Source organism: Streptomyces sp. YKOK-I1 (assembly GCF_054660435.1).
The window spans coordinates 9,477,327-9,501,916 of record NZ_BAAGDR010000001.1 but is presented as its reverse complement, the minus strand read 5'-3'; the positions used below and the strand labels follow the sequence as shown (position 1 = coordinate 9,501,916).

Here is a 24,590-nt window from a genome sequence, read left to right as displayed (position 1 = left end):
GTCTCCGTCACAATCCAGCCCCCCCCCAGCGGGGGGACCTGGCCGATCCGCGGAGTCTCGGGCCCGCCCTCGACGCGGCGGCGGCGCTGTTCGTGCTGACCTCCGGCGACTTCATGACGGCGGGCGGCGATCTCGGCCCGGCCCTCGAAGCGGCGCGGGCCGGCGGCGTCCGACGGGTCGTGCTGCTGTCCTCGCAGGGTGTCGGCACGGGGGACCACCCGGTCGGGTCCGGAGTGGACGCCGCTGCGGCCGAGCGGCTTCCACTCCAACACGCTGTCATGGGCCGACGAGGTCCGCGAACGGCGCGTGGCGACCGCCCCGTTCGGGGATGTGGCGCTGCCCGTCGTCGATCCGGCCGACATCGCCGAGGTCGCCGCGACGGCCCTGCGGGACGCCGCCCACGCCGGCCGCGCCTATGAACTCACCGGTCCGGCCGCCGTCTCGCCCCGGCAGCAGGCCGCCGCGATCGGGGACGCGCTGGGCGAACCGGTGCGGTTCGTCGAACAGAGCCGGGACGAGGCCAGGGCGGCGATGGCGCGGTTCATGCCCGAGCCGGTCGTGGCACGCACCCTCGACATGCTCGGCGCGCCGTCCCCCGCACTGCGGCGCGTCAGCCCGGACGTGGAGCGTCTCCTGGGCCGCCCGGCCCGCGCCTTCAGCGCATGGGCGAGCCGCAACGCCCCGGCCTTCACGTGACCGCGGGCGATGGCCGGCACGGCCGGGCGGATCGCTCAGGACGACTTCTTCGCCGCCGCGTCGAGGGCGGTCCTCAGAGCCGGCAGTCCCTTCCCGAGCAAGGTCTTCTCCAGGCTGCGGTCGCTCTTGCGGCCCGTCCGCTCGCCCTGGGCGAAGCCGTCGGTGTCCACGACCTGCCCGCACCACTCGCCGTTGCCGACGGACTGCCCGTCGAACGGGACCACCGCCCCCTCCCCCAGGGACACCCAGCGCTCGTCCTCCCAGCGCAGGGCGAGGACATAGGTGTGGTCCGGCACGACCCGCGGGGCGTCGCCGGTGAGTTCGGGGATCAGGGTCTTGCCGTCGGAGCGCAGCACGTTCCAGCCCAGGCCGATGTAGTCCAGGGTGGACCCCACGGTGGGATGGGAGCGGGTGGTGGAGGAGAACGGCTTGTCCTGGACCTCCAGTCGGACCGTCCGCTCCACCTCGTAGCTGTAGGTCCCGGCCGACAGTTCCTCCCGCCCGCTCTCCCGCTCCTCGACCGCCCGGCCCACGACCACCACGTCGGCGTACCGGACCCAGTCCTTCGCCGTCTCCGACGGGTAGCGATTGACCGCGAGCCCGCAGCCGTTGACGGTGTCGAGACCCGGCCAGCCGATGAGCACGCCCGCGACCACACCGATGGCCGCCGCGCCCGCGACGACCGGACGGCCCGTCAGACGGGCCGGTAAGAAGTTTCTTCGCACCCGATGATCTTGATGTGCGCGCGACCCCCCGGCCGTGACGCAGGTCACTTTTCCAGTCACAGCCCTGTCACAGCCCGCACGGCCACGGCCACTTGTCCGAATCGCGGGTCCGAACGGCCGGGCCAAACGGGTCGTGACCCGGTCGGAACGCCTGGTAGGAAGGGCAGATGACCCCTCATGACCTCGACCCGACGGAGCGACTTCTCGCCGAACGCGCCTGCGAGCGGGTGATCCTGGAGTTCGTCCGCCGGCTCGACCTCGGCGACCCGAGCACGGTCTGCGATCTCTTCACCCCCGACGGGAGCTGGGAATGGCCGTACGACTCCCGGCGCGTCGAGGGCCGCGAGGCGCTCCGCGCGTACTTCGGCTCCCGCCCCGCCGACCGCCTCTCCCGCCGTATCTGCACCAACATCCTGGTCACCGTCGACTCCCCCGACTCCGCCTCCGCCCTCACCTACTTCGCGACGTACCGCGTCGACGGGCACACCGAGGGAACCTTCGTCGCCCCCCGGCTGCCCGCCAACGTCGGCCACTACGAGGACACGTTCCGCAGGGTCGACGGCATCTGGCTCCTCACCTCCCGCACCCTCCACCTCGCGTTCGGCGGCCCGACGGAACGCCTGGCTCCCGTCGGCCGGGACTCCTGAGCGAGGTCCTTCGGCCCCGGGCGGACGTGGTCACCGGGCACTGGCGGCGGGCCGTACGACGATTTCGTTGACGCCGACCTGCGGCGGCCGGGAGACGACGTGGGCGACGGCGTCCGCCGCGCAAGACGGCCGGCCGTCGACTTCGACTTCCACGAGATCTGCTTCGCCGTCCCCCTGGTCGCCTTCAGCCTGGAGAACATCCTGTCCCGCCGCTGGCGTCGCGCGCTGCTCTGGGCGGCCCCGCTGGTGCTGGCGAAGGAGGACCTGGGCCTGACGGTCGCGGCCCTCGCCCTCGGCGGCGCTGGCCCTGACCACCACGCTCCCCCTCTCCGCCCTGACCGAGGCCGCCGCCTACGACATCCCCGTACGCATCACCCGCGTCGAGCACCTCCTGGACCGGATCCCGGACGGCGCGACGGTCGAGGCCCACATCGGCCCCGCCACCCGTCTCACCTCCCGCTGCCGGGTCTTCTGGACCGGCGACACCGGAAGCATCACCCCCGACTACCTCGCTCTCGACAACACGGGCCACTGAATCCGCGACATCGACGCGTACGCCAGACAGCTCCATCCGGACGCCCGGTACACCCTCGTCGACGCCGCCTACGGGTACGTCGTCCCTGGAACGCCGCTCCTGAACGCCAACGCCCCCGGCAGCCGTACGACCGCGGCGCGCATCAGGCCACGGTCAGCGCGGCAGCCCGCCGCAGTCGGACCGTCATCAGCTGGAACGGTCGCAGCCGTACGGTGATCCGCTCGCCCTCGACATCAAGGGCCGGGGCGTCGCCGAGCGGGCGTTCCAGCAGGTCGGTGGGGGTGGCGTCGGAGATGCCGAAGCCGGCGGTGAGCGTGGCGCGGGCGCGGGCGCCGTGGGCCTCGTGGAAGCGGACGATCACATCGCCGCTGCCGTCGTCGGCCAGTTTCACCGCCGTGACGACGACCTGGTCCCGGTCGACGCCGATCAGCGGGGCGACGGCCCCGGAGCCGGTGACGGTGCGGGCGGGCAGGTTGATCCGCCAGCCCTCGCGCACGGCGTCGCCGATCGTCGCGCCCGGCACCAGGGCGTGCCGGAAGCGGTGGACGCCCTGGTCGGTCTCGGGGTCGGGAAAGCGCGGGGCGCGCAGCAGGGAGACCCGCAGGGTCGTGGTGGTGCCGCCGTCGGCGCCGGGTTCGTCGCGGACGGTGCGGGTCACATCGTGGCCGTACGTGGAGTCGTTGACGACGGCGACGCCCCAGCCCGGTTCCTCCAGGTGCACGAAACGGTGGTTGCAGGCCTCGAACCGGGCCGCCTCCCAGCTGGTGTTGGTGTGCGTGGGCCGGTGGACGTGTCCGAACTGGGTCTCGGACGCGTACCGTTCGGCGTGCACGTCCAGCGGGAAGGCGAGCTTGAGGAACTTCTCCGTCTCGTGCCAGTCCACCTCCGTGTCGATCACCAGCCGCCGCTCCCCCGGTGGCAGCGACAGCACCTGGACCGCGCGCGAGGCGCCGAAGGTCCGGACGATCCGCACCGACGCGCCGTCCTCGCCCGCCGTGACCTCCTCGGCGTCGACCAGGTCGGTGACGGTGTTGCGGTAGAACTCGTCGACGTCCCAGGCGTCCCACATGTTCGGGAAGTCCGGGTGGAGTTGGAGGAGGCCCGCGGCCCGGCCGGGGGCGATGGTCTCCCGCTCGGCCTCGAGGTCGTAGGCCGACACGATCAGTCCCCGGGCGTCGATCTCGATGCGCAGCAGCCCGTTGTCCAGGAGGTGTCCGCCGTCCGGGCGGGCGGTGAGGGTGGTGCGGCCCCGGGGGGCCGGGGTGCGCGCGCCGCCGGCCGGGACGCCGTCGCGGGGGTGCGGGGCCGCGTTGAAGACGAGCGGGGTGCTCCCCTCGCCGGCCAGGGACCGCTGGGCGGAATCGATGACCGCGGTCAGCTCGGCGGCCAGCCGGGCGTAGGTGGCGCGGGCCTCGCGGTGCACCCAGGCGATGGAGGAGCCCGGCAGGATGTCATGGAACTGGTGGAGCAGGACCGTCTTCCAGATGCGGTCCAACTCCTCGTGGGGGTAGGGGAATCCGGTGCGGACGGCGGCCGTCGCGGCCCAGAGTTCGGCCTCGCGCAGGAGGTGTTCGCTGCGCCGGTTGCCCTGCTTGGTGCCGGCCTGGCTGGTGAGTGTGGCGCGGTGCAGTTCGAGGTACAGCTCGCCTACCCAGACGGGGGGTTCGGGGTGTTCGCCGCTTGCCTTGGCGAAGAAGGCGGCCGGGGTCTCCCAGGTCACGGTCGCGGAGCCTTCGAGGTCGCGCAGCCGGGCGGCCTTCGCGACCATCTCGCGGGTGGTGCCGCCTCCGCCGTCGCCCCAGCCGGTGGGGGCGAGGGAGTGGCGGGCGACGCCCTTGTCCTTGAAGTTGCGGGCCGCGTGGGCGATCTCGGCGCCCTTCATGGAGCAGTTGTAGGTGTCGACCGGCGGGAAGTGCGTGAAGATCCGGGTGCCGTCGATGCCCTCCCAGCGGAAGGTGTGGTGCGGGAACTTGTTCGTCCGCGACCACGAGATCTTCTGTGTGAGCAGGTACTTGGAGCCCGCCGCCCTGATGATCTGCGGCAGCCCGGCGGCGAAGCCGAAGGTGTCGGGCAGCCAGGCCTCGTCGTTCTCGATGCCGAACTCGTCGAGGAAGAACCGTTTGCCGTGCACGAACTGACGGGCCATCGCCTCCGAGCCGGGCATGTTGGTGTCCGACTCCACCCACATCCCGCCGGCCGGCACGAACCGCCCGTCCGTGACCGCCTTCCTCACCCGCGCCCACACTTCGGGCCGGTGTTCCTTCACCCAGGCCCACTGCTGGGCCTGCGACATGGCGAAGACGAACTCGGGCTCGTCGTCGAGCAGCGCCGTCATGTTGGCGGTGGTGCGGGCGACCTTGCGGACCGTCTCGCGCAGCGGCCACAGCCACGCCGAGTCGATGTGCGCATGCCCGACGGCGCTGATGCGGTGCGCGGAGGGCACGGCGGGCGCGGACAGGACGCCGGTCAGACGTGACCGGGCGGCGGCGGCCGTGCCGCCCACGTCCTGGAGGTCGACCGCGTCCAGGGCCCGCTCCACCGCCCGCAGGATGTCCCAGCGCCGGGCCGACTCCACGGGCAGCTCGGCCATCAGCTCGCCGAGCACCTCCAGGTCCAGCACCAGCTGCCACACCGTCTCGTCGAAGACGGCCAGGTCCATCCGGGCGAGGGTGTACTGCGGTGCGCTGCCCGCCGTCTCCTTGTCGCCCAACTGTGTGGGCAGGAAGGGATGGTAGTCGAGGATGACCGGGTTGGAGGCGGCCTCGACGTGCAGGCACACCTCCTCGCCGCCCTCGACCGGCGCGCCGATCCGCACCCACTGGTTGCGCGGGTTCAGCCCCTTCACGGGGGTGCCGTCGGGCCGGTACACCAGGCCCTCGCACTGGAAGCCGGGCATGTTCTCGTCGAAGCCGAGGTCGAGGAGCGCCTCGACGGTCCGCCCGGCCCAGGCCCGCGGCACCACCCCCGTCACCCGGAACCAGCTCGTGCCCCAGGGAGCACCCCACCGGGACCCCACCGCGATCGGTTCGGGCCCGGCCGCGAGCCCCTCGGCGACCGGCACCGGTTCGCCGGGGGCGTGCCACACCGCGACGTCCAGCGGCACGGACCGCGGGTACACGGCGGGCCGGATGCGTTCGTCGAGGACACGCCGCAGACGGGCTTCGACAAGGGTGCGGTCGTCATGCATTCGGGGTGCTCCAAGGCTGGGTGACGGTTACCAGGTGTGGGAGACGGTCACGGGGGCCGACGCTGTGTACAGCTCCCCTACGGCGCGCAGTTCGAACCACGCGACCGCCTCGCCCTGCTCCGGGGTGAGCCCGGTGAGGAAGAAGGCGGTCTGGCAGGTGCCGCCGAGGAAGCGACGGGTGCCGTCGGGCAGGAGGCGGTGCAGGGTGTGATGCCGTACGCCGTCCGGGGAGGCGTCCCAGGCGAGGCGCAGGTCTCCTCCGGAGGCGGCGGTGATCCGCAGGCCGGACGGGGTGGCGGGGGTACCGGCCTCCTCGCGTACGGCGAGGGCGCCGAGCCGCCAGCCCACGGGGCCCGCGCTCGCGGTGAGCCGGACGCCGAGCGCGTGCACGGTACCGGTGAGCCCGGCCAGCCGTACCGTCGAGGTCCGCCAGCCGTCGCCCGTCTCCACCGGCAGCCAGGTGTACGGCGGTGTCGTCCCCGGGGTGTCCGGCTCGGCGGTGGCCACGGCCAGCTCGACGGTGACGGCGCCGGTGTCGGTGCGGTGGGTCAGCTCGACCACGGTGGCGTCGGTGAGCGGGAGCCTCGTCGCGTAGAGGTCGACGGTGACCGGCGCGTCCAGGGCGCCCGTGACCAGCACGCTGCTGCCGCCGTGCCAGGCGTCGGCGAAGTCGAAGGCGACGGCCGGCCGCGTCCCCGCGGTGCGCACCGCCCACTGCCGGGACGGGAGCCGGTCCTGGAGGCCGAGGTGGTTCCACGGGGCGTCCGAGGTGACCTCGCCGTCCTCGTACCAGCGCAGTCCGTGCCCGGTGTTGAAGGTGCTGGCGAAGGGCACGCCGGTCACCGTGGAGCGGTCCGCGACCGACACGGCGGGCGCCCGCCAGGGATCCGTGGCGTCGGGGCGGGAGGGGTCGAGCGAACGTCCGGTCCAGAAGCGGTCGTCGGCCGCGTGGAAGTCGGCCGGGGCCCTGCCGCCCGGGGGGAGGTGGTTGCGGGTCCACTCCGGCCGGTAGAAGCCCAGGGAGGCGATGTGGGCCTGGGTGGTGGGCACGATCGCGTCCCAGGCGACGGACTTGTTCGAGCCGCTCGCCTCCACGTCGACGCCCGCCCACAACGCGTAGCGGCTGCGGCCGAGTTGGTCGGCCCTGGTCCCGGAGGCGGCGAGGGTGGCGCTCGACCAGCGGAAGTCCACGAACAGGTCGTCGGCGCTCTGGAAGAAGGCCTGGTTCTGGGAGTTGAGGGCGCCCTGCCAGCTCACCGTGCCGTTCACGGTCATCGCGTCGTACCAGGTGACCCGCTGTCCCCGCGCCGCGGCGAGGGATTTCAGCTCGGTCAGGAAGCCCAGCATGGCGGTGCCGAGGGCGGTGTTGCCGCCGCTGGTCTCGGCGTTGACGAACCAGCCGTCGAAGCCGTACGCGGTGGCGACCCGGACGAGTTGTGCGGCGAGCGGGTAGTGCCCGTCGCTGTCCTTCTGGACGAGGTCGCGGGTCCACTGGAGCTGTCCGCCGTACGCGACGGGCGGCAGGAAGACATTGCCGAGGACCGGGACGCCGTGCCGGTGGGCGGCGTCGACGATCGGCGCGTTCGGGGCGAGGATCAGGCCCTCGCCTGCCGAGCCGCCCCAGAAGACCAGCTCGTCGGCGTACGCCCAGTGGGTGAAGGCGTAGTGGTCGGCGGTGGCGGATCCCTGGGAGGGGTTGAGGGAGGTGGGGCCGAAGGAGACCAGGGACTGGATGCGGGCCTGGTCCGCGCGGGCGGTGGTGTTGGCCGGGGTCGGGGTGAAGCGGGGGGCGAGCGGGACGGACGCGGCGTTGAAGGCGAGGTCGGTGTCGTCGGCCGCGGTCCAGGTCTTCAGACTGCGCCAGGTGATGCCGGTGCCGGGGGTGCCCGAGGGGAGGGAGTCGGGGTACCAGTAGGCGGCGTAGGGCGGGGTGGCCCCGGTGGCGGCCCGCGCCGGGGGAGCGGGCAGGGCGGGCAGGAACGCTGCCGCGCCGGCGGCGAGCAGGACGGTGCGTCTGGTGGGGTTCACGGGCGGGTCCCTCCTGGGAGTGCCTGGTCCGGGGTGACGACTTCGGTGATGCCGCGCGCGCCGAGGTGGTCCTTGTCGTCGGCGAGCGTGTCGAGGACGGTGGTGGGGCGGGCGCCGTCGGCGGTGAGCCGGAAGAAGGCGTCGTAGACCGGGCCGCCGGGGGCGCAGGCGGAGCGGGCGGACGGGTCGGCGGGGACGACGAGCGCGGTGGCGCGGGGCGCGGGGGTGGACGGCGGTGCGGCCGCCGCCCGGGCGAGTGCGCGGGCGAGGTCCTTGGGTCGGCGGTCGTTGGTCAGCAGGCCGAGCCCGTATTCGAGTTCGGGGAAGTCGGCGAGCTCGCGGGACACGTCGTGGGAGCACCACCAGGTGATGCCCCACAGGTCGGGGCAGTCGAGGGCGTTGTGCACGGTCGCCTCGGTGAAGGCGGCGGCGTGCTCGGCCGGGACGAGGGGCGCGGGGGCGCCGACCTCCTGGAGCCAGACGGGGCGGTGCGGGTCCGCTGCCCAGGCCTTGCTCAGTTCGACGAGGTAGGCCGCGTGGTGCTCGGTGGGGACGGAGGTCCGCCCGTGGCGCTGGGCCGTGCCGTTGAAGACCCAGGAGTGCACGGCGGTGAGCGCGCCGTGCCGGGCGGCCTGGGCCGGAGTGAAGGGCTGGTCGTCCTGGTACCAGGTGGCGTCGTACTCGGCGTGCAGATGCAGCCGGCCGGGCGCGCCCTCCTCGCAGGCGGCGAGCATCCGGGTCAGCCAGGCGTCGATCTGCTCCTCGGTCGCGCGGTCCGGGTCGGGGTGCGGCCCGGCCGAGAACTGGTTGATCTCGTTGCCGAGGGTCATGCCGAGGAACTGGGGGCGATCGGCGAGGGCGGCGGCGAGGGTGCGCAGATAGGCGGCCTGGCCGTCGAGCACGTCGGGGTCGGTGAAGAGGTTGCGGCGGTGCCAGGTGCGGGTCCAGGCCGGCAGGAAGTCGAAGCTGCTCACGTGGCCCTGCAGTCCGTCCACGGTGACGTCGAGCCCGCGTTCACCGGCCGCGTCGACGAGCCGTACGAGGTCGTCCACCGCCCGGGGCCGGATCAGGGTGCGGTGGGGCTGGAAGTAGGGCCAGAGCGGGAAGACACGGATGTGGTCCAGGCCCAGCGCGGCGATCGAGTCGAGGTCGGCGCGCACGGAGTCCAGGTCGAAGTCCAGCCAGTGGTGGAACCATCCTTCGCTCGGGGTGTAGTTGACGCCGAAACGCACGGCAGGAGGCATACGGGCTCCTCGCGGGACGGGGGGTCGGTCAGCCCTTGACGGCGCCTTCGCCGACCCCGCGGAAGAAGTACCGCTGGAGGCAGGCGAACAGGGCGATGAGCGGGGCCACGGCGATCACGGTGCCGGCGGCGACGAGGCGTTCGTCGTTGGCGAAGGTGCCGTGCAGATAGTTCAGGCCGATGGTGAGGGTGAACTTCGAGGGGTCGCTGAGCACGATGAGCGGCCACAGGAAGTCGTCCCAGGCGCCCATGAAGGCGAAGATCGCGACGACGGCGACCGTGCCCTTCACCGAGGGCAGGGCGATCCTGAGGAACCGCTGCCACACGTTCGCCCCGTCGACGAAGGCCGCCTCCTCGATCTCGTACGGCAGGTTGAGGAAGGCGTTGCGCATGAGCAGGACGTTCACCGCGCCGACGCAGCCGGGCAGCACCACGCCGATCAGGGTGTTGTTCAGGCCGAGTTCCCGCATGGTGGTGAACTGGGCGATGATGATGCCCTCGACCGGGACCAGCATGGCGAGCACGAAGACGAGCGTGGCCGGCCGGCGTCCCCGGTAGCGGAGCCGGGCGAGCGCGTAGCCGGCGAGGGCCGAACCGACGCAGTTGGTGACGACGTTGGCGCCGGCGACCTTCAGGGAGTTGACCGCGTAGTCCCACACCGGGATGGTGTCGGCGACCCGGTCGTAGTTGTGCAGGGTCGGGTCCTCGGGCAGGAAGCCGGGCGGCGAGCCGTAGATGTCCTCGGTGGGTCCCTTGAGCGAGGTCGACAGCTGCCACAGGAACGGGCCGACGGTCAGGGCGAGTACGGCGAGCAGCAGCACGTACCGCAGGGCGAGCTCCCGGCCCCGCACCCGGCGGCCGTGCTCGTCGGTGACGCTCATCCCTCGTCCCTCCGGTCCGCGCGCAGCACCAGCAGCATCAGCGCGACCGTCACGGCGAAGACGACGACGGAGAGGGCGGAGGCGTAGCCGACCCGGCCGGTGAGGCCGGTGCCGGTGCGCTGGACCAGCATGACGAGGGTGGTGTCCTCGCCCGCGGGGCCGCCGCTGGGTCCGGCCATCAGATAGACCTCGGAGAACACCTTGAAGGCGGCGACCGAGGACAGCGCGGCGACCAGGACCATGGTGGAGCGGACGGCGGGCACGGTGACCGTCAGGAAGCGGCGCACCGCGCCCGCGCCGTCCACGGCGGCGGCCTCGTGCAGTTCGCGCGGTACGCCGGCCAGCGCCGCCAGATAGATGATCATGTAGTAGCCGAGGCCCTTCCACACCGTGACCCCCATGGCGCTCAGCAGGAGCAGCCACTGGTCGCTGAGGAAGCCGACGTGCCCGGCGCCGAGGGCCTCCAGCAGCGCGTTGACCAGCCCGCGTTCGTCGAGCAGCCACACCCAGATCAGTCCGACCACGACGATCGAGGCGACGACCGGGGTGTAGAACGCGGAGCGGAAGAAGGTGATGCCGGGGATGTTCTTCTGCACCAGCAGCGCGAGCAGCAGCGGCAGCACGACGAGGGCGGGGACGACGCCGAGGACGTAGAGCGTGCTGTTGCGCAGTCCGGTCCAGAACATGTCGTCGTGGAGCATCTCGCGGTAGTTGGCGAGGCCCACGAACCCGCCGGGGAGGAGGGTGCGGCGGTCGGTGAAGGAGTTGGTCAGGGTGGACAGGAACGGGTAGAGCACGAAGGCTGCGGCGATCAGCAGCCCCGGGGCGGCGAACAGCCAGGGGCTGGTGGGCAGTTGGCGGCGGACGCGCGCGGGGACGGCGGCGGGGGCGGGGACGGCGGCCATCCGGCTCAGCCCTGCTGCTTCAGCAGCGTGTCGCACTCCTTGACAGCGTTGTCGAGGGCTTCCTTCGGGCTCTCCTTGCCCTGGAGCGCCTTGGCGACCTCGTTGCGCAGCGCGGTCTTCATCTGTTCGCTGAACAGGACGGGCGTGTAATTGACCGCGTTCTTGAGGGACTTGGCGGCGGCGATCCGGACGCGGGTCTCGTCGGTGCCGTCCTCCTTCGCGAAGTAGGGGTCGTCCAGCGAGCCGGCGGTGCTCGGGAAGATGGCGACCTGCTTCGCGAACGACATCTGGTGCTCGGCGTCGGTGACGTGGTGCGCGAAGGCGACGGCGGCGGGCGTGCGCTTGCTCCGCGCGTTCACCATGACGCCCATCACGTACATGTTGACGTGGCCGGTGCTGGTGATCTGGTCGGTGATGCCGATGTTCTCGTACAGACTCGGCGCCTGCTTCTTGAAGTTGCCCAGGTCGAGGGCGCTGCCCGGGTTCATGGCGACGGCACCGGTGAGGAACTTCTTGCCGGAGGACTCGGGGGTGGCGGTCAGGGCCTGCGGGTCGAGCGCCTTCGCGTCGTACAACTCCTTGTACTTGGTGAGGAGTTCGACACCCTTGGGGTCGTTGAAGGCGAAGCCGGTGCCGTCGTCGTTCATGAGGGGGACGCCGTAGCGGCCGAAGTCCTCGACGGTGGGCACGTTGGCGAGGGTGGCCACCTTGCCGTCGCTCTTCTCCGCCAGCTCGAGTGCGTCGGCGAAGAGTTCGCCGTACGTCTTCGGCGGCCGCTCGGGGTCGAGTCCGGCCTGGGTGAAGAGGCTCTTGTTGTAGAAGAGCGGCCCGGTGTTGAGGTACCAGGGGAAGGCGTACGTCCCGGCCATGCCCGGTATCCGGTGGCTTGCCCAGGCGCCGTCCAGGTACTCCTTGCGGTACTTCCCCGCGGCCTTGTCGAGGTCGAGGGCGAGACCGGCCTTGGCCAGCGGGGCGACGAGGTCGGGCGAGACGTTGACGACGTCGGGCAGGGTGCCGCCGGCCGCGTCCGCGCTGATCTTGTCGGCGTAGCCCTCGGCCGGCTGGTCGACCCACTTCACGTGGGTGCCCGGGTACTCCTTCTCGAAGTCGGCGATCACGCCCTCGAAGTAGGACGTGAAGTTGGCGCGCAGGTTCCAGGTCTGGAAGGTGATGTCGCCCTCGACCTTGCCCGAGGCATCGGGGGGATCGCCGCCGTCGCCTCCGGAGCCGCAGGCGCTCAGCGGCAGGACGACACAGGCGGTGGCGACGGCGAGGATTCTGCGGGGAATACGCACGGTGAAACGGCCTCCTTTGCCGTGGAGTTGGCCAACGACGCAGACCCTGCACGGCAGTTGACCGGCCCGTCAATGGAGCAAACCCAGCTAATTTGTTTAGTTGCTTATGCGCTTTAGGATGGTTGAGCTGAACCGCATTAGTGCATACTGGCCGGAAACCGTTCGGGGGTTTATCGGGGAAATGGGGGAAACTCCTTGTCAGGGAGGCGGTCGCCGGCACGCCGGCCCACCATGAAGGACATCGCGCAGCGCGCGGGTGTCTCCCAGAGCGCGGTGTCCTTCGCGCTCAACGGCCGTCCGGGCGTCTCGGAGGTGACCCGGGACCGGGTGCGGCGCGTCGCCGAACAGCTCGGCTGGCGGCCCAGCACCGCCGCCCGCGCCCTGTCCGGCGAGGGCGCCGCCACGGTGGGCTTCGTGCTCGCCCGCCCGGCGGACACGCTGGGCGTGGACTCGTTCTTCCTCCAGCTGGTCTCGGGCATCCAGGAGGTGCTGGCGGAGCGCCACCTCGGGCTGCTGTTCCAGATCGCCCGGGACGTCCACGAGGAGTGCGCGGTGTACCGGCGCTGGTGGGCCGAGAACCGGGTGGACGGCGTCCTGGTCGTCGACCCGTGCACCGACGACCCGCGCCCCGCCCTCCTCGACGAACTCGGACTGCCCGCGGTGGTGATCGGCGGCGCGCCCGACGAACGGCATCCGGGTCTGTCGACGGTGTGGGCGGACGACGCCGGGGCCATGGCGTCGGTGGTCGACGAGCTGTACGCACTCGGCCACCGGCGGATCGTGCACATCGCCGGGCTGCCCGACCTCGCCCACACCCGGCGCCGGATCCGCACCCTGCGCGCCGAGGCGGAGCGTCGCGGGCTCACGGAGGTGCGGTCGGTGCCGACCGACTACTCGGACGCGGAGGGCGCGGCGATCACCCGCGCGGTCCTCGGCGGCGCCGCTCCCCCGACCGCCCTGATCTACGACAACGACGTGATGGCCGTCGCCGGGGTCGCGACCGCGGCCGAACTGGGCTTCGCCGTACCGGCCGATGTGTCGGTGGTGTCCTGGGAGGACTCCGCCCTGTGCCGCATGGTCAAGCCGTGGCTGTCCGCGCTCTCCCGGGACAGCGTGGAGTTCGGGCGGACGGCGGCGCGCGAGCTGGTGGCGCTGCTCGACGGGGAGCCTGCGGGGACCGTGCGGGTACCGGTGCCGGGGTTGATCGTGCGGGGCAGCACCGGGGTCCTGCGGGAGGGGGCTGGACCGATTGCGCCACCAGGGGGAGGGCGCGTCCATGCGGGTGGCAAACGCGGTCGCGGCAAGCCGACTCCGGCATGACCGGCGTTGTACAGGACACCTCCTCCACCCGCTAGGGAAAGGCTGTTCCATGCGCCGTACCACTCTGCTCGCCGTCTGCGCCCTCATCACCGCCGCCGCGACCGGATTCCTCGCCACGACAGCGATCCGCAGCCGCTGACGGCCCGGCGGTCGACCGCCGACCGGTCCCGAGGTCACCCCCGGCGCGCGACCGTGACGATCTCCGGGCTGGCCTCCGTGAGCGGGCCGCGGCCCCAGTCGCCGTACCGCTCCACCACGACCAGACCCGCGTCCGTCAGGGTCTCGACCTCGCGGGCGCAGTGCACCACCGCGCCCGCGGGGTCCACCACCTCGCCCGAGTACCTGATGTGCCAGTCCTCCCACTCCCGTACGAGCGGGTTGCGGGTCTCGAACACGAAGCTGCCGGCATCGGTCAGCGCGGTGCCGCGGCCGGGTCCAGACCGCGGAGCCGGCCGGTTTGCCCGTCCTCCCGTGCCCTGCGCAGCAGCGCGCCGGTCCCGCATCCGACGTCCAGGACGGAGGACACGGCCATCACAAAGGGCGGGTAGAACGTGAAGTCCCCGCGCGCGTCCCAGGGACAGGAGAGGTCGTGGAGGGCGGCGAGCCGGGGGTCGGAGAACTGTGCGTCCACGACGGCCGCCTGCCCGCCGGCCGAGTGGCCTTCTGCGGGCAGGCGGCCGTCGTCCTGTCCGTGGCCCTCGCCGAGCGGCTCGGGGCCCGGGGAGATCGTCCTGGACACCCCGCCGGTGACTTCCCGGTGGCGACCCGGGCGGGCGAGGACAGCGCGGCGCCGGACACGCTCACCCGTGTCCCGACACGTACCCGGCCCGCCTCCGGCGCCGAGCTGCACGCGACCCTCACGGCCCTGAGCCGGCCGATGATCTCGACCCGGCGCTGCCCTTGCACGGGGCGTTCACCGGCGACGACCACCTGATCCTGGCCACCGCCTCACGGGCCCGCCTGGCTGCCCTCGACCACGGCTTCGGCCGTCCGCGATCGACGGGCCGGGCGGTGTCGATCGTCCGGAGCCCGGTCGCCTCGCTACGGCAGCCCCGTCGCCTGCACCGTGATCGAGCGCAGCAGCCGGTCGGCGTAGGCGCGGAAGCGGCTGACCATGTCGAAGCGCCGGGGGTCGAGGACCCACTGGAGTTGCAGGCCGTCCATCACCGCGGCGGTCTCCTCGGCCACCTCGACGACATCGGTGCCCTCCTTCAACTCTCCGCTTTCCACGGCGTGTTGGAGAGAGGCCGACATGACGGCGACGAGTTCGGCGTAGCGCCGTACGAAGTAGGGGTGCGCGGGGTGACCGGGGTCGCCGGCCTCGGCCGCGAGGACGTTGAACATCCGGGTGCGGCCGAGCCGGGCGGCGTTGTACTCGGTGAGCCGGACCAGGTTGGCGTAGCACTCGGTGGCCGTGGAGAAGTCCTCGTGGAAGAACTTCTCCTTGTCGTGCTGCTCGGTGCGTTCCAGGACCTGGACGAGGAGGTCCTCCTTGCTGCGGAAGTGGTGCAGCAGACCTCCCTGGGTGATGCCCACGTCCTTGGCTATCCGGGCCAGGGAGGAGGCGTGGAAACCCCACTGGGCGAAGTGCTCGACGGCGGCGTCCAGAATGCGCAGCCGCCGCTCGTCACCGACGGCGTATGTTCCGCGGCCTGCGGCTTTGCCCGCCCTGCTGCTTTCCTTCTGCTCCATGCCGGTCACCATAGCCCGCCCACAGACCGCTCCCTCATGATGTGGGGCACATGTCCGGGACCGGCGGTTACCGGACCAATGGCCCCGCTTTTCAAGCCACGTGCAGAGTGATTCAGGCCACTCGATCAAAACCTAGTACCCACTCGGTTTTGCTGCTTCCCTGATCAGGCCGGTGCGGCGAAGAAGCCGCCCCCGTCCCCCATGGAGAGCCGCCATGGCACTGAGCCACGACGCCCCGCTCGGCGAGTCACCCGCTCCGACCGCCGCGCACACCGCCGCGCACACCGTCGCCCCCGTCACTCCCGTCTCCCCTTCCGACGCCTCCCCCAAGGCTTCCCCCCAACTGATCCTCGCCCTCGCCCTCGCCCAGTTCGGCGCCTACCTCGCCGTGCTCACCCCGGTGATGGTGACCCTCGCGCTGCGGGTCAGCCAGATCGTGCCGGAGGCCGACCGGGGCGCCGCCCTCGGGCAGGTGCTGAGCGTCGGCGCGCTGCTCGCGATGCTCGGCAACCCCGTCTTCGGCGCCCTGTCCGACCGCACCACCAGCCGCTTCGGCCGCCGCCGGCCCTGGCTGGTCGGCGGTATGGCCGCCGGGCTCGTCGGGCTGCTCGTCGTCGCCCTCGGCGGGAGCGTGCCGGTGCTGATGGCCGGCTGGGCCGTCGCCCAGCTCGGCATCAACGCCACCCTGGCCGCCCTGACCTCCTGCGTCCCCGATCTGATCCCGCCGCAGCAGCAGGCCCGGGTCTCCGGCCTCATCGGCATCACGACCTCGCTCGCGATGATCGGCGGCTCGGTGCTCGCCCAGGTGTTCAGCGGCTCGATGGCCCTGGCCTTCCTGGTCCCCGGGGTGATCGGCCTGGCCGCCGTCGGCTGCCTCGCGGTCGTCATCAAGGACCGGCCGGCCCGCGTCGGCGCCTTCGAGCCGTACAGCCTCCGGGAGTTCCTGCGGAGCTTCTGGGTGAACCCGCGCCGGCACCCCGACTTCGCCTGGAACTTCGCCGGCCGGTTCCTGGTCTTCACGGGCGCCTCCTGTGTGACCAGCTACCAGGTGTACTTCCTGATGGACCGCCTCGGGTACGACGACACCGCGGTCACCGGGAAGGTCCTGGTCGGCACCCTCGCCATGGTCGTCTCGATCGCCGCCGGCTCGCTCCTCGGCGGTCAGCTCTCCGACCGCTCCGGGCGCCGCAAGCCGTATGTGCTGGGATCCTCCCTGGTCATGGCGGTCAGCCTGGCGCTGATCGCCTCCGCGCAGAGCTTCGGGACGTACGTCGCCGCCCTGGTCGTCTTCGGCTTCGGCGAGGGGCTCTACCTCTCCGTCGACATGGCGCTGGCCGCCGCGGTGCTGCCCAACCCCGAGGAGTCCGCGAAGGACATGGGCGTGCTGAACATCGGCAACGCGCTGCCGCAGTCCCTCGTGCCCATCGTCGCCCCCGTCTTCCTGGCGATCGGCGGCGGCGGGAACTACGGCGCGCTGTTCCTCTTCGGCGCGGTCGCCGCCGTCCTGGGCGCGCTCGCCGTCCAGTTCATCCGCTCGGTCAAGTAGCCCCCACACCAAGGAAAGCAACCCGATGACCACCCCCGCGTACCGCGATCCGAACCTGCCCGTCGACGAGCGTGTCGAGGACCTGCTGGCCAGGATGACCCTGGAGGAGAAAGCGGGCCAGCTCTTCCACACCATGCTGACCATGGCGCCCGACGGCGGTCTCGCCGAGGACGGCCCGTTCCTCCGGTACGGCACGACCGAGCTGGTCACGGGCCGTCATCTGACCCACTTCAACCTGCTGGGCCAGGGCGACGCGGGCGCCATGGCCCGCTGGGCCAACCGGATGCAGGAGCTGGCCGCGGCGACCCGCCTCGGCATCCCGGTCACGCTCTCCACCGACCCCCGGCACGCGTTCACCGACAACCCGGGCGCCTCCTTCAACTCGGGGGCGTTCTCGGCCTGGCCCGAACCGCTGGGGCTGGCCGCGATCGGGGACGCCACGCTGGTGGAGCGGTTCGCGGACACCGTCCGCCGCGAGTACCTGGCCGTCGGTTTCCGGGTCGCGCTGCATCCGCAGATCGACCTGGCCACCGAGCCGCGCTGGTCGCGCCAGTCGGGCACGTTCGGCTCCAGCGCGGAGCTGAGCGGCGAGCTGGTGGCAGCGTACGTACGAGGGCTCCAGGGGCCGCGGCTCGGCCCGCGGTCCGTGGCGGCGATGGTCAAGCACTTCCCCGGCGGCGGGCCGCAGAAGGACGGTGAGGACCCGCACTTCCCGCACGGCAAGGAGCAGGTGTACCCGGGCGGGATGCGCGCGTACCACCTGGCCCCGTTCCGGGCCGCGATCGAGGCCGGGTGCTCGCAGATGATGCCGTACTACGGGCAGCCCGTCGGCACCGACTGGGAGGAGGTGGGATTCGGCTTCAACAAGGACGTGCTGACCGGACTGCTGCGCGAACGCCTCGGCTTCGACGGCGTGATCTGCACCGACTGGGGTCTGCTCACCGACGCCGAGATCCTGGGCGAGCCGGCCGAGGCCCGTGCCTGGGGCGTCGAGCACCTGAGCGTCGCCGAGCGCGCGGCGAAGGCGCTGGACGCGGGCACCGACCAGTTCGGCGGGGAGCAGTGCCCCGAGGTGATCGTGGAGCTGGTGCGCTCCGGCCGCGTCCCGGAGGAACGGATCGACGCCTCCGTACGACGGCTGCTGCGCGAGAAGTTCGTGCTGGGGCTGTTCGAGAACCCGTACGTCGACCCCGACCGCGCCGAGGAGATCGTCGGTGCCGCCGAGTTCACGGCGGCGGGCGAGGCGGCCCAGCGGCGCTCGCTCACCGTCCTCACGAACGGCGGCCTGCTGCCCCTGCGGGGGCGCCCCGACCTGTATGTCCGGGGCATGAGCTCGGAGACGGCCGCGGCCTACGGCAATGTCGTCACGGACCCGGCCGACGCGGAGGTCGCCGTGCTGCGGCTGCGCACCCCGTACGAGGAGCGCCCCGGTGCCTTCGAGTCCTTCTTCCACGCCGGGTCGCTGGCCTTCGGCGAGGAGGAGCTGAAGGAGATCCTGCGGCTCCTGGACACCGTGCCCACCGTGGTCTGCGTCAATCTGGAGCGGCCCGCCGTGCTCCCCGAGATCGCGGAGCGCGCGGCGGCCCTGGTCGCGGACTACGGCGCGTCCGACGCGGCCTTGCTGGACGTGGCGTTCGGCCTGGCCCGCGCCGAGGGCCGGCTGCCGTTCGAGCTCCCCCGCTCGATGGCCGCCGTGGAGGCGTCCCGCCCGGACGTGCCCAACGACACCGAGGACCCGGTCTTCCCCTACGGTCACGGCATCGACGTGCCGTAGGGGGACGGGAGGCCGGGGGGTCAGCGGGCGGCGAGCAGCCCCAGGGTGTCGATGACCCGGTTGGAGAAGCCCCACTCGTTGTCGTACCAGGCGACCACCTTGACGTGGCGGCCGTCGACACGGGTGAGCTCGGAGTCGAAGATCGACGAGGCCGGGTTACCCGTGATGTCGGCGGAGACCAGGGGGTCCTCGGAGTACTCGAGGATGCCCGCGAGGGGGCCCTCGGCCGCCGTGCGGTAGGCGGCGAGGACCTCGTCGCGGGTCACGTCACGGGCCACGGTGGTGTTCAGCTCCACGATCGAGCCGACCGGGACGGGCACCCGGATCGAGTCGCCGGACAGCTTGCCGTCGAGGTTCGGCAGCACCAGGCCGATCGCCTTGGCGGCGCCCGTCGTGGTCGGCACGATGTTGACGCCGGCGGCGCGGGCGCGGCGCGGGTCGCGGTGCGGGCCGTCCTGGAGGTTCTGCTCCTGGGTGTAGGCGTGCACCGTCGTCATGAAGCCGTGCTCGATGCCGGCCAGCTCGTCGAGCACGGCGGCCAGCGGGGCGAGCGCGTTGGTCGTGCAGGAGGCGTTCGAGACGATCGTGTGCAGATCCGCGTCGTAGGCGTCGGTGTTGACGCCGTAGGCGAGGGTCACGTCGGCGCCGTCGGAGGGCGCGCTCACGAGGACCTTGCGGGCACCCGCGTCGAGGTGGGCGCGGGCGGCCTTGGCGGAGGTGAAGCGGCCGGTCGCCTCCAGCACGATGTCGACCTCGAGCGCGGCCCACGGCAGCTGCGCCGGGTCGCGCTCGGCGAGCACCTGGATCCGGTGGCCGTCGACGACCAGCGCGCCGTCCTCGACGGTGACCGGCCGGCCGAGCCGGCCGGACGTCGAGTCGAAGGCGAGGAGGCGCGCGAGGGCGGTCGGCTCGGTGAGGTCGTTGACGGCGACGACCTCGAGGTCGGTCTCGCGCTCCAGCAGCGCGCGCAGCACGTTGCGTCCGATGCGGCCGAATCCGTTGATGGCGATGCGAGTCATGAATCGTGTCCCTTCGAGTCGCCCCCAGCCTCGCGTGCGGCGGACGTCGGTGGCCACGGCGTGAGCGCCATGGTTCGCAAGGATCTCGCCACACCTCGCCAGGCCTCCGGGAGGCCGCGCAGGGGCGCCGCTATTCGCCCCGGGTGAAGGTGCGCCGGTACTCGCTGGGAGTGGTGCCGAGGATCTGCTGGAAGTGCAGCCGCAGGTTGGAGCCGGTGCCGAGGCCGACGTCCGCGGCGATCTGCTCGACACCGCGCTCGGAGCGTTCCAGCAGTTCACGGGCGCGGTCGATACGGGCGCGCATCACCCACTGCATCGGGGTGTAGCCGGTGTCCTCGACGAAGCGGCGGGAGAGGGTGCGCGCCGAGACGGCCGCGTGCCGGGCGAGGGTGTCGAGGGTGAGGGGTTCACCGAGGTGGCGCAGGGCCCATTCGCGGGTGGCGGCGAACCGTTCGCCCAGCGGCTCGGGCACACTGCGCGGTACGTACTGGGCCTGGCCGCCGCTGCGGTAGGGCGCCGCGACCAGCCGCCGGGCGGCGTGGTTGGAGGCGGAGACACCGAGATCGCCGCGCAGGATGTGCAGGCACAGGTCGATGCCCGAGGCGGCGCCGGCCGAGGTGAGGACGCTGCCCTCGTCCACGAACAGGACGTTCTCGTCGACCCGTACGAGCGGGTGTTTCGCCGCGAGGGCCCGGGTGTAGTGCCAGTGGGTGGTGGCGCGTCTGTCGTCGAGCAGACCGGTCGCGGCGAGCGCGAAGGCCCCGGTCGAGATGGCGGCCAGCCGGGCGCCGCGGGCGTGGGCGGCGCGCAGGGCGTCGACGACCTGCGGGGGCGGGTCCTCGCGGTCCGGGGAGCGGTAGCCGGGGAGGAAGACGATCTCGGCCCACTCCAGGGCCTCCAGACCGTGGGCCACGTGGTACGACAGCCCGTCGCCGCCGGTGACCAGGCCGGGTTCGGCCCCGCACACCCGGACCTCGTACGGCATGCTGGCGCGGGTCGTGAACACCTGGGCGGGGATGCCGACGTCGAGCGGCTTGGCGCCTTCGAGCACGAGGACGGCGACGCGTCGGAGGCGGGAGGACGACACGCCGTACAGCCTACGGGTCAGGCTTCGACCGTCACGTCGATCACGGTGTCCTCCCCGTCGAAGCGGACCGCCGGCCAGTACCCGTCCAGCAGGTGCTTCCCGCAGGAATCCGTGAAGTGCAGCATCAGCTCGCCGTCCCCGTCGACCACCATCGTGTCGAGGACCAGGTCGGCCGCCGCCTCCGCCAGGTCCTCGGCCGTGGGCGGCTCCGCGCTGAACTCGCGCACCACGGCGTCGACCGCTCTTCGCTCCAGCTCCGCCCGGTGTTCGACGGCCCGGAGCAGCCGCGGCGTGAGCCGCTCCGCCTCCGCGGGATCCTCCGTGTCGATCAGGAGGGCGACATCGCCGGAGTCGTCGTAGGTGATCACAGGCCCGTCGCTCCGTCGAGGCGTTCCCGCAGGAGGTCCGCGTGGCCGTTGTGCCGGGCGTACTCCGCGATCATGTCGACGAGGATCCGCCGCAGGGAGACCGGCTCACCGGTGCTCCTGCGGATGCCGGTCTCCTCCAGGGAGGCCGCCGCCGTGATCCGCCGGGAGCGCTCGCACTCCTCCCGCCAGACGGCGAAATCCTCGGTGGCCTCGCCGTCCAGCGCGTCGAAGTCCTGGTCGGGGTCGTCGTCGGAGTAGTGGAGGAGGGGGACGTCCTCGCCGGCGAACTGGATGCGGAACCACCAGCGTTCGACACCTGCCAGATGCCGTACCAGCCCGTGCAGGGACAGGGCGGACGGCGGGACCGCCCTGTCGTTGAGCTGTTCCTGCGTCAGGCCGGAGCACTTGAGCGCGAAGGTCGCCCGGTGCCAGTCCAGGACCGCGCTCAGGGTCTCCCGCTCGCCCCCCGTGGACGGAGGGGCGGGGCGGTCGTCGTCGCTCCATCTGGGTGCGTAGTGCAGCGGTGTGGGGGTGTCGGTCATACGGCCGAGTGTGTCAGGCACCACTGACATCGGGTCCGGTCGAGCGGCGCAGGCGGAGGGTGAGGATCTGGAAGGGGCGCAGGGTGAGGCGGACCTCGCCGTCGGCGACCTGGTGGCTCGCCGGGTCGGGCAGGGGGCGTTCCAGCAGGTCGGTGGTCTCGGCGGAGGCGAGGGGGAAGCCGGGGGTGAGGGTGGCGCGGGCGCGGACGCCATGGGCCTCGAAGAGCCGGACGACGACGTCCCCGCTGCGGTCGTCGGCGAGTTTGACGGCCTCGACGACCACGCCCGGGTGGTCGACGGTGACCAGCGGGGCGACCGGGGTGCGGCCGGGCCGGGTGCGTTCGGGGAGGTTGAGGTGGTAGCCCTCGCGGACGGCGTCGGCGAGGTCGGCGCCGATCAGCAGGGCGTAGCGCAGCCGGTGGACGCCCCGGTCCTGGTCGGGGTCGGGGAAGCGGGCGGAGCGCAGCAGGGAGAGACGGACCGTGGTGGTGGTGCCGCCGTCGGGGCGGACGTCACGGGTGATGTCGTGGCCGTAGGTGGAGTCGTTGACGAGGGCGGCGCCCCAGTCGCGTTCGCCGACGTGCAGGAAGCGGTGGGCGCAGACCTCGAACTTGGCCGCGTCCCAGCTGGTGTTGGTGTGGGTGGGGCGGTCGACGTGGCCGAAGGGGATCTCGGCGGTGGAGTGCGCGGCCCGGACGTCCAGCGGGAAGGCGGCCTTGAGGAGCTTCTCGCTCTCGTACCAGTCGACGACCGTGTCCACGAGCAGGCGCCGGGACCCGGCGGGGAGGGTGAGGGTCTGCTCGACGCGGGACGCGCCGAACGAGCGGACGACGTGTACGGCGCCGTCGTCGGTGGCGGTGACCGAGTCGGCCTCGGTGAGGTCGCGTACGGAGTTGCGGTAGAAGGCGTCGATGTCCCAGGCGTCCCACTGGTTGGGGAAGTCCTGGTGGAGCTGGAGGAGGTTGGCGCGGGCGCCGGGGGCGAGGGCCTCGCGGTCGGCGGTCAGGTCGCGGGCGGAGGTGATCAGGCCGTCGGTGTCGACGGTGACGCGGACGAGCCCGTTGTCGAGGACGAAGCCGTCGTCGGTGGCGCGCGGGCGCACGGGGGCGGCGGGGTCGTCGGTGCGGGGCGCGGCGCCCAGGGCGGCGACCCCGGCGCGGGCGTGCGGGGCGGCGTTGAAGACCAGGGTGCCCTCGCCGTCGTCCGTGAGGCTTCCCTGGGCCGCGTCGATCAGGTCCTCCAGTTCCCGGGCGACGGCCGCGTAGGTCTCCTCGGCCTCCCGGTGCACCCAGGCGATGGAGGTGCCGGGCAGGATGTCGTGGAACTGGTGGAGCAGGACCGTCTTCCACAGGCGGTCCAGGGCGTCGTACGGATACGGGTGTCCGTGCCGTACGGCGGCGGTCGCGGCCCACAGCTCGGCCTCGCGCAGGAGGTGTTCGCTGCGCCGGTTGCCCTGCTTGGTGGCGAGCTGGCTGGTGAGGGTGCCGCGGTGGAACTCCAGGTACAGCTCGCCGGACCAGACGGGGGCGCCACCGGCCGCCTCGTACTCGGCGTGGGCGCGCGGGAAGAAGTCGGCGGGGCCCTCGACGGCGATGCGGGCGGAGCCCTCCAGGTCGGCGAGTCGGGCGGCGCGGGAGAGCATCTCGCGGGTGGGGCCGCCGCCGCCGTCGCCGTAGCCGAAGGGGATGAGGGAGCTGTTGGAGCCGGCCTTGTCCTGGAAGTTCCGCACGCTGTGGGCGACTTCGGCGCCGGAGAGTTCGCCGTTGTAGCTGTCGACGGGCGGGAAGTGGCTGAAGATCCGGGTGCCGTCGATGCCCTCCCACCAGAAGGTGTGGTGCGGGAACTTGTTGGTGGTGTTCCAGGAGATCTTCTGGGTGAGGAACCAGCGCACCCCGGCGAGCTTCATCAGCTGCGGCAGGGCGGCGTTGTAGCCGAAGGTGTCGGGCAGCCACATCTCCTCGGTCTCGACGCCGAACTCCTCGAGGAAGAAGCGCTTTCCGTGGACGAACTGGCGGACCAGGGCCTCGCCGCCGCTGATGTTGGTGTCGGGTTCCACCCAGAGGCTGCCGGTGGGCAGGAACTGCCCGGTCTTCGCCTTCTCCTGGGCGCGGGCGTAGACCTCGGGGCGGTGTTCCTTGAGCCAGGCGAGCTGCTGTGCCTGGGACATGACGAACTTGAACTCCGGGTGGTCGTCCATGAGCTGGGTGACGTTGGAGACGGTGCGGGCGACCTTGCGGACGGTCTCGCGCAGCGGCCAGAGCCATGCGGTGTCGATGTGGGCGTGGCCGACGGCGGAGACCCGGTGGGCGCTGGCGTGCGCCGGGGCCGCGAGGGCGGGGGCCAGGGCGGCCCGGGCGGCGGCCGCGCTGCCGCCGATGTCCTGGAGGTCGACGGCGTCCAGGGCCTGTTCGGCGGCGCGCAGCAGCTGCCAGCGGCGCGGTGAGTCGGGGGAGAGTTCCCGCATGAGCTGGTCGAGGACGTCGAGGTCCTGGACGAGTTCGTACACCGGCCGGTCGACGACGGCGAGGTCCAGCCGCCGCAGCCGGTACAGGGGTTCTCCCGGGTCGGCGGCCGGGTCGCCGAGCCAGGGGGCGCGGCCGCCCACCGAGGTCGGGCCGAAGGTGAGTTCACCGGGGGCGGTGTGCATCACGACCGGGTTGGCGGCGGCCTCGATGTACGCCGTGAACTCCTCGCCCCCGGCGGCGGATCCGGTCACCGGCAGCCAGGTGTTGCGGGGGTTGAGGGCCTTCACGGCGGTGCCGTCGGCGCGGTAGACGAGGCCTTCGGCGGAGAAGCCGGCCGAGTGGGTGGCGAAGCCGAGGTCGAGGACGGCCTCGACGGGGAGTCCGGCCCAGTCGGCGGGGATCGTGCCGCTCACCTTGAACCAGCTGGTCGTCCAGGCCGGGCCCCATCGGTCGCCCGTGCGGGCGGGGCGGTAGGGGGCGGTCAGGCCCTCGTGCACGGGCACGGGTTCGCCGGGGACGTCCCAGACCTCGATGTGCAGCGGGACCGAGCGGGCGTGGACGGCGGGCCGTATCCGCTCGTCGAGCACCCGGCGCAGTCGCTGCTCGGTGAGTTCACGGTCGTTGTGCATGGCTGT

Annotated in this window: 20 protein-coding genes and 2 pseudogenes; 6 read left to right on the top strand and 16 right to left on the bottom strand. The window is 72.3% G+C overall.

The features are described from left to right. Positions 1-17 precede the first annotated feature (17 nt). A pseudogene (locus ACYQ8Q_RS42265) lies at positions 18-696 on the top strand (Rossmann-fold NAD(P)-binding domain-containing protein); the annotation flags it as partial. A gap of 35 nt (positions 697-731) precedes the next feature. Here ACYQ8Q_RS42265 and ACYQ8Q_RS42260 read toward each other — a convergent pair. Beyond that, positions 732-1,421 (bottom strand): hypothetical protein, encoded by a 690-nt coding sequence (locus ACYQ8Q_RS42260; RefSeq protein WP_460072416.1) that lies wholly within the window; start codon positions 1,419-1,421, stop codon positions 732-734. Between the two features lie 167 nt (positions 1,422-1,588). Between ACYQ8Q_RS42260 and ACYQ8Q_RS42255 the strand changes: the two genes are divergently transcribed. Continuing rightward, on the top strand, positions 1,589-2,068 hold the full coding sequence (locus ACYQ8Q_RS42255) for a nuclear transport factor 2 family protein (RefSeq protein ID WP_460072414.1): 480 nt from the start codon (positions 1,589-1,591) through the stop codon (positions 2,066-2,068). A 30-nt stretch (positions 2,069-2,098) separates the two neighbouring features. Here the strand turns inward: ACYQ8Q_RS42255 and ACYQ8Q_RS42250 are convergent, their stop codons facing one another. Continuing rightward, positions 2,099-2,221, bottom strand: coding sequence for a hypothetical protein (locus ACYQ8Q_RS42250; RefSeq protein WP_460073781.1), 123 nt, complete (start codon positions 2,219-2,221; stop codon positions 2,099-2,101). Here ACYQ8Q_RS42250 and ACYQ8Q_RS42245 point away from each other — a divergent pair. Beyond that, a pseudogene (locus tag ACYQ8Q_RS42245) lies at positions 2,177-2,687 on the top strand (DUF2079 domain-containing protein); the annotation flags it as partial. The gene ACYQ8Q_RS42250 and the pseudogene ACYQ8Q_RS42245 sit on opposite strands and share 45 nt — an antisense overlap. 58 nt (positions 2,688-2,745) lie before the next feature. Here ACYQ8Q_RS42245 and ACYQ8Q_RS42240 read toward each other — a convergent pair. The 6 genes from ACYQ8Q_RS42240 to ACYQ8Q_RS42215 are packed head-to-tail and all read right to left on the bottom strand — an operon-like array spanning position 2,746 to position 12,142. Further along, positions 2,746-5,790: an alpha-mannosidase gene (locus ACYQ8Q_RS42240; protein WP_460072412.1), complete on the bottom strand. Its 3,045-nt coding sequence runs from the start codon at positions 5,788-5,790 to the stop codon at positions 2,746-2,748. Positions 5,791-5,817: 27 nt separating this feature from the next. Then, on the bottom strand, positions 5,818-7,818 hold the full coding sequence (locus ACYQ8Q_RS42235; protein ID WP_460072410.1) for an endo-beta-N-acetylglucosaminidase: 2,001 nt from the start codon (positions 7,816-7,818) through the stop codon (positions 5,818-5,820). Beyond that, the gene (locus ACYQ8Q_RS42230) at positions 7,815-9,062 is read right to left on the bottom strand and encodes a glycoside hydrolase 5 family protein (RefSeq protein WP_460072408.1); all 1,248 of its coding nucleotides are present in this window, start codon (positions 9,060-9,062) and stop codon (positions 7,815-7,817) included. Before ACYQ8Q_RS42230 ends, ACYQ8Q_RS42235 begins: the two co-directional genes overlap by 4 nt. A 28-nt stretch (positions 9,063-9,090) precedes the next feature. Then, positions 9,091-9,942: a carbohydrate ABC transporter permease gene (locus ACYQ8Q_RS42225; RefSeq protein WP_460072406.1), complete on the bottom strand. Its 852-nt coding sequence runs from the start codon at positions 9,940-9,942 to the stop codon at positions 9,091-9,093. After that, complete coding sequence (locus ACYQ8Q_RS42220; RefSeq protein ID WP_460072404.1) at positions 9,939-10,847, bottom strand: carbohydrate ABC transporter permease; 909 nt, start codon at positions 10,845-10,847, stop codon at positions 9,939-9,941. Before ACYQ8Q_RS42220 ends, ACYQ8Q_RS42225 begins: the two co-directional genes overlap by 4 nt. A 5-nt stretch (positions 10,848-10,852) precedes the next feature. Continuing rightward, the gene (locus ACYQ8Q_RS42215) at positions 10,853-12,142 is read right to left on the bottom strand and encodes an ABC transporter substrate-binding protein (RefSeq protein WP_460072402.1); all 1,290 of its coding nucleotides are present in this window, start codon (positions 12,140-12,142) and stop codon (positions 10,853-10,855) included. A gap of 231 nt (positions 12,143-12,373) precedes the next feature. Between ACYQ8Q_RS42215 and ACYQ8Q_RS42210 the strand changes: the two genes are divergently transcribed. Continuing rightward, positions 12,374-13,462, top strand: coding sequence for a LacI family DNA-binding transcriptional regulator (locus ACYQ8Q_RS42210; protein ID WP_460072400.1), 1,089 nt, complete (start codon positions 12,374-12,376; stop codon positions 13,460-13,462). A gap of 173 nt (positions 13,463-13,635) precedes the next feature. Here ACYQ8Q_RS42210 and ACYQ8Q_RS42205 read toward each other — a convergent pair whose 3' ends face one another. From ACYQ8Q_RS42205 to ACYQ8Q_RS42195, 3 genes are all read right to left on the bottom strand, one after another. Continuing rightward, positions 13,636-13,857, bottom strand: coding sequence for a hypothetical protein (locus tag ACYQ8Q_RS42205; RefSeq protein WP_460072398.1), 222 nt, complete (start codon positions 13,855-13,857; stop codon positions 13,636-13,638). A 17-nt stretch (positions 13,858-13,874) separates the two neighbouring features. Further along, a complete protein-coding gene (locus tag ACYQ8Q_RS42200; RefSeq protein WP_460072396.1) occupies positions 13,875-14,201 on the bottom strand; it encodes a hypothetical protein in 327 nt (108 codons plus the stop codon). Positions 14,202-14,503: 302 nt separating this feature from the next. Next, a complete protein-coding gene (locus ACYQ8Q_RS42195) occupies positions 14,504-15,154 on the bottom strand; it encodes a TetR family transcriptional regulator (RefSeq protein WP_460072394.1) in 651 nt (216 codons plus the stop codon). 214 nt (positions 15,155-15,368) lie between these two features. Between ACYQ8Q_RS42195 and ACYQ8Q_RS42190 the strand changes: the two genes are divergently transcribed. Both ACYQ8Q_RS42190 and ACYQ8Q_RS42185 read left to right on the top strand, forming a co-directional pair. Next, a complete protein-coding gene (locus ACYQ8Q_RS42190; RefSeq protein ID WP_460072393.1) occupies positions 15,369-16,700 on the top strand; it encodes an MFS transporter in 1,332 nt (443 codons plus the stop codon). A 25-nt stretch (positions 16,701-16,725) separates the two neighbouring features. Next, positions 16,726-18,474 (top strand): glycoside hydrolase family 3 protein, encoded by a 1,749-nt coding sequence (locus ACYQ8Q_RS42185; RefSeq protein WP_460072391.1) that lies wholly within the window; start codon positions 16,726-16,728, stop codon positions 18,472-18,474. Positions 18,475-18,494: 20 nt separating this feature from the next. Here the strand turns inward: ACYQ8Q_RS42185 and gap are convergent, their stop codons facing one another. The 5 genes from gap to ACYQ8Q_RS42160 form a co-directional block, all read right to left on the bottom strand. Continuing rightward, the gene (gene gap, locus ACYQ8Q_RS42180) at positions 18,495-19,493 is read right to left on the bottom strand and encodes a type I glyceraldehyde-3-phosphate dehydrogenase (RefSeq protein ID WP_460072389.1); all 999 of its coding nucleotides are present in this window, start codon (positions 19,491-19,493) and stop codon (positions 18,495-18,497) included. Between the two features lie 130 nt (positions 19,494-19,623). Further along, complete coding sequence (locus ACYQ8Q_RS42175; protein WP_460072387.1) at positions 19,624-20,580, bottom strand: GlxA family transcriptional regulator; 957 nt, start codon at positions 20,578-20,580, stop codon at positions 19,624-19,626. Positions 20,581-20,597: 17 nt separating this feature from the next. Then, positions 20,598-20,948 (bottom strand): hypothetical protein, encoded by a 351-nt coding sequence (locus tag ACYQ8Q_RS42170; RefSeq protein ID WP_460072385.1) that lies wholly within the window; start codon positions 20,946-20,948, stop codon positions 20,598-20,600. After that, a complete protein-coding gene (locus ACYQ8Q_RS42165; protein WP_460072383.1) occupies positions 20,945-21,490 on the bottom strand; it encodes a DinB family protein in 546 nt (181 codons plus the stop codon). Before ACYQ8Q_RS42165 ends, ACYQ8Q_RS42170 begins: the two co-directional genes overlap by 4 nt. A 13-nt stretch (positions 21,491-21,503) precedes the next feature. After that, a complete protein-coding gene (locus tag ACYQ8Q_RS42160) occupies positions 21,504-24,584 on the bottom strand; it encodes an alpha-mannosidase (protein ID WP_460072381.1) in 3,081 nt (1,026 codons plus the stop codon). Between the last annotated feature and the right edge of the window lie 6 nt (positions 24,585-24,590).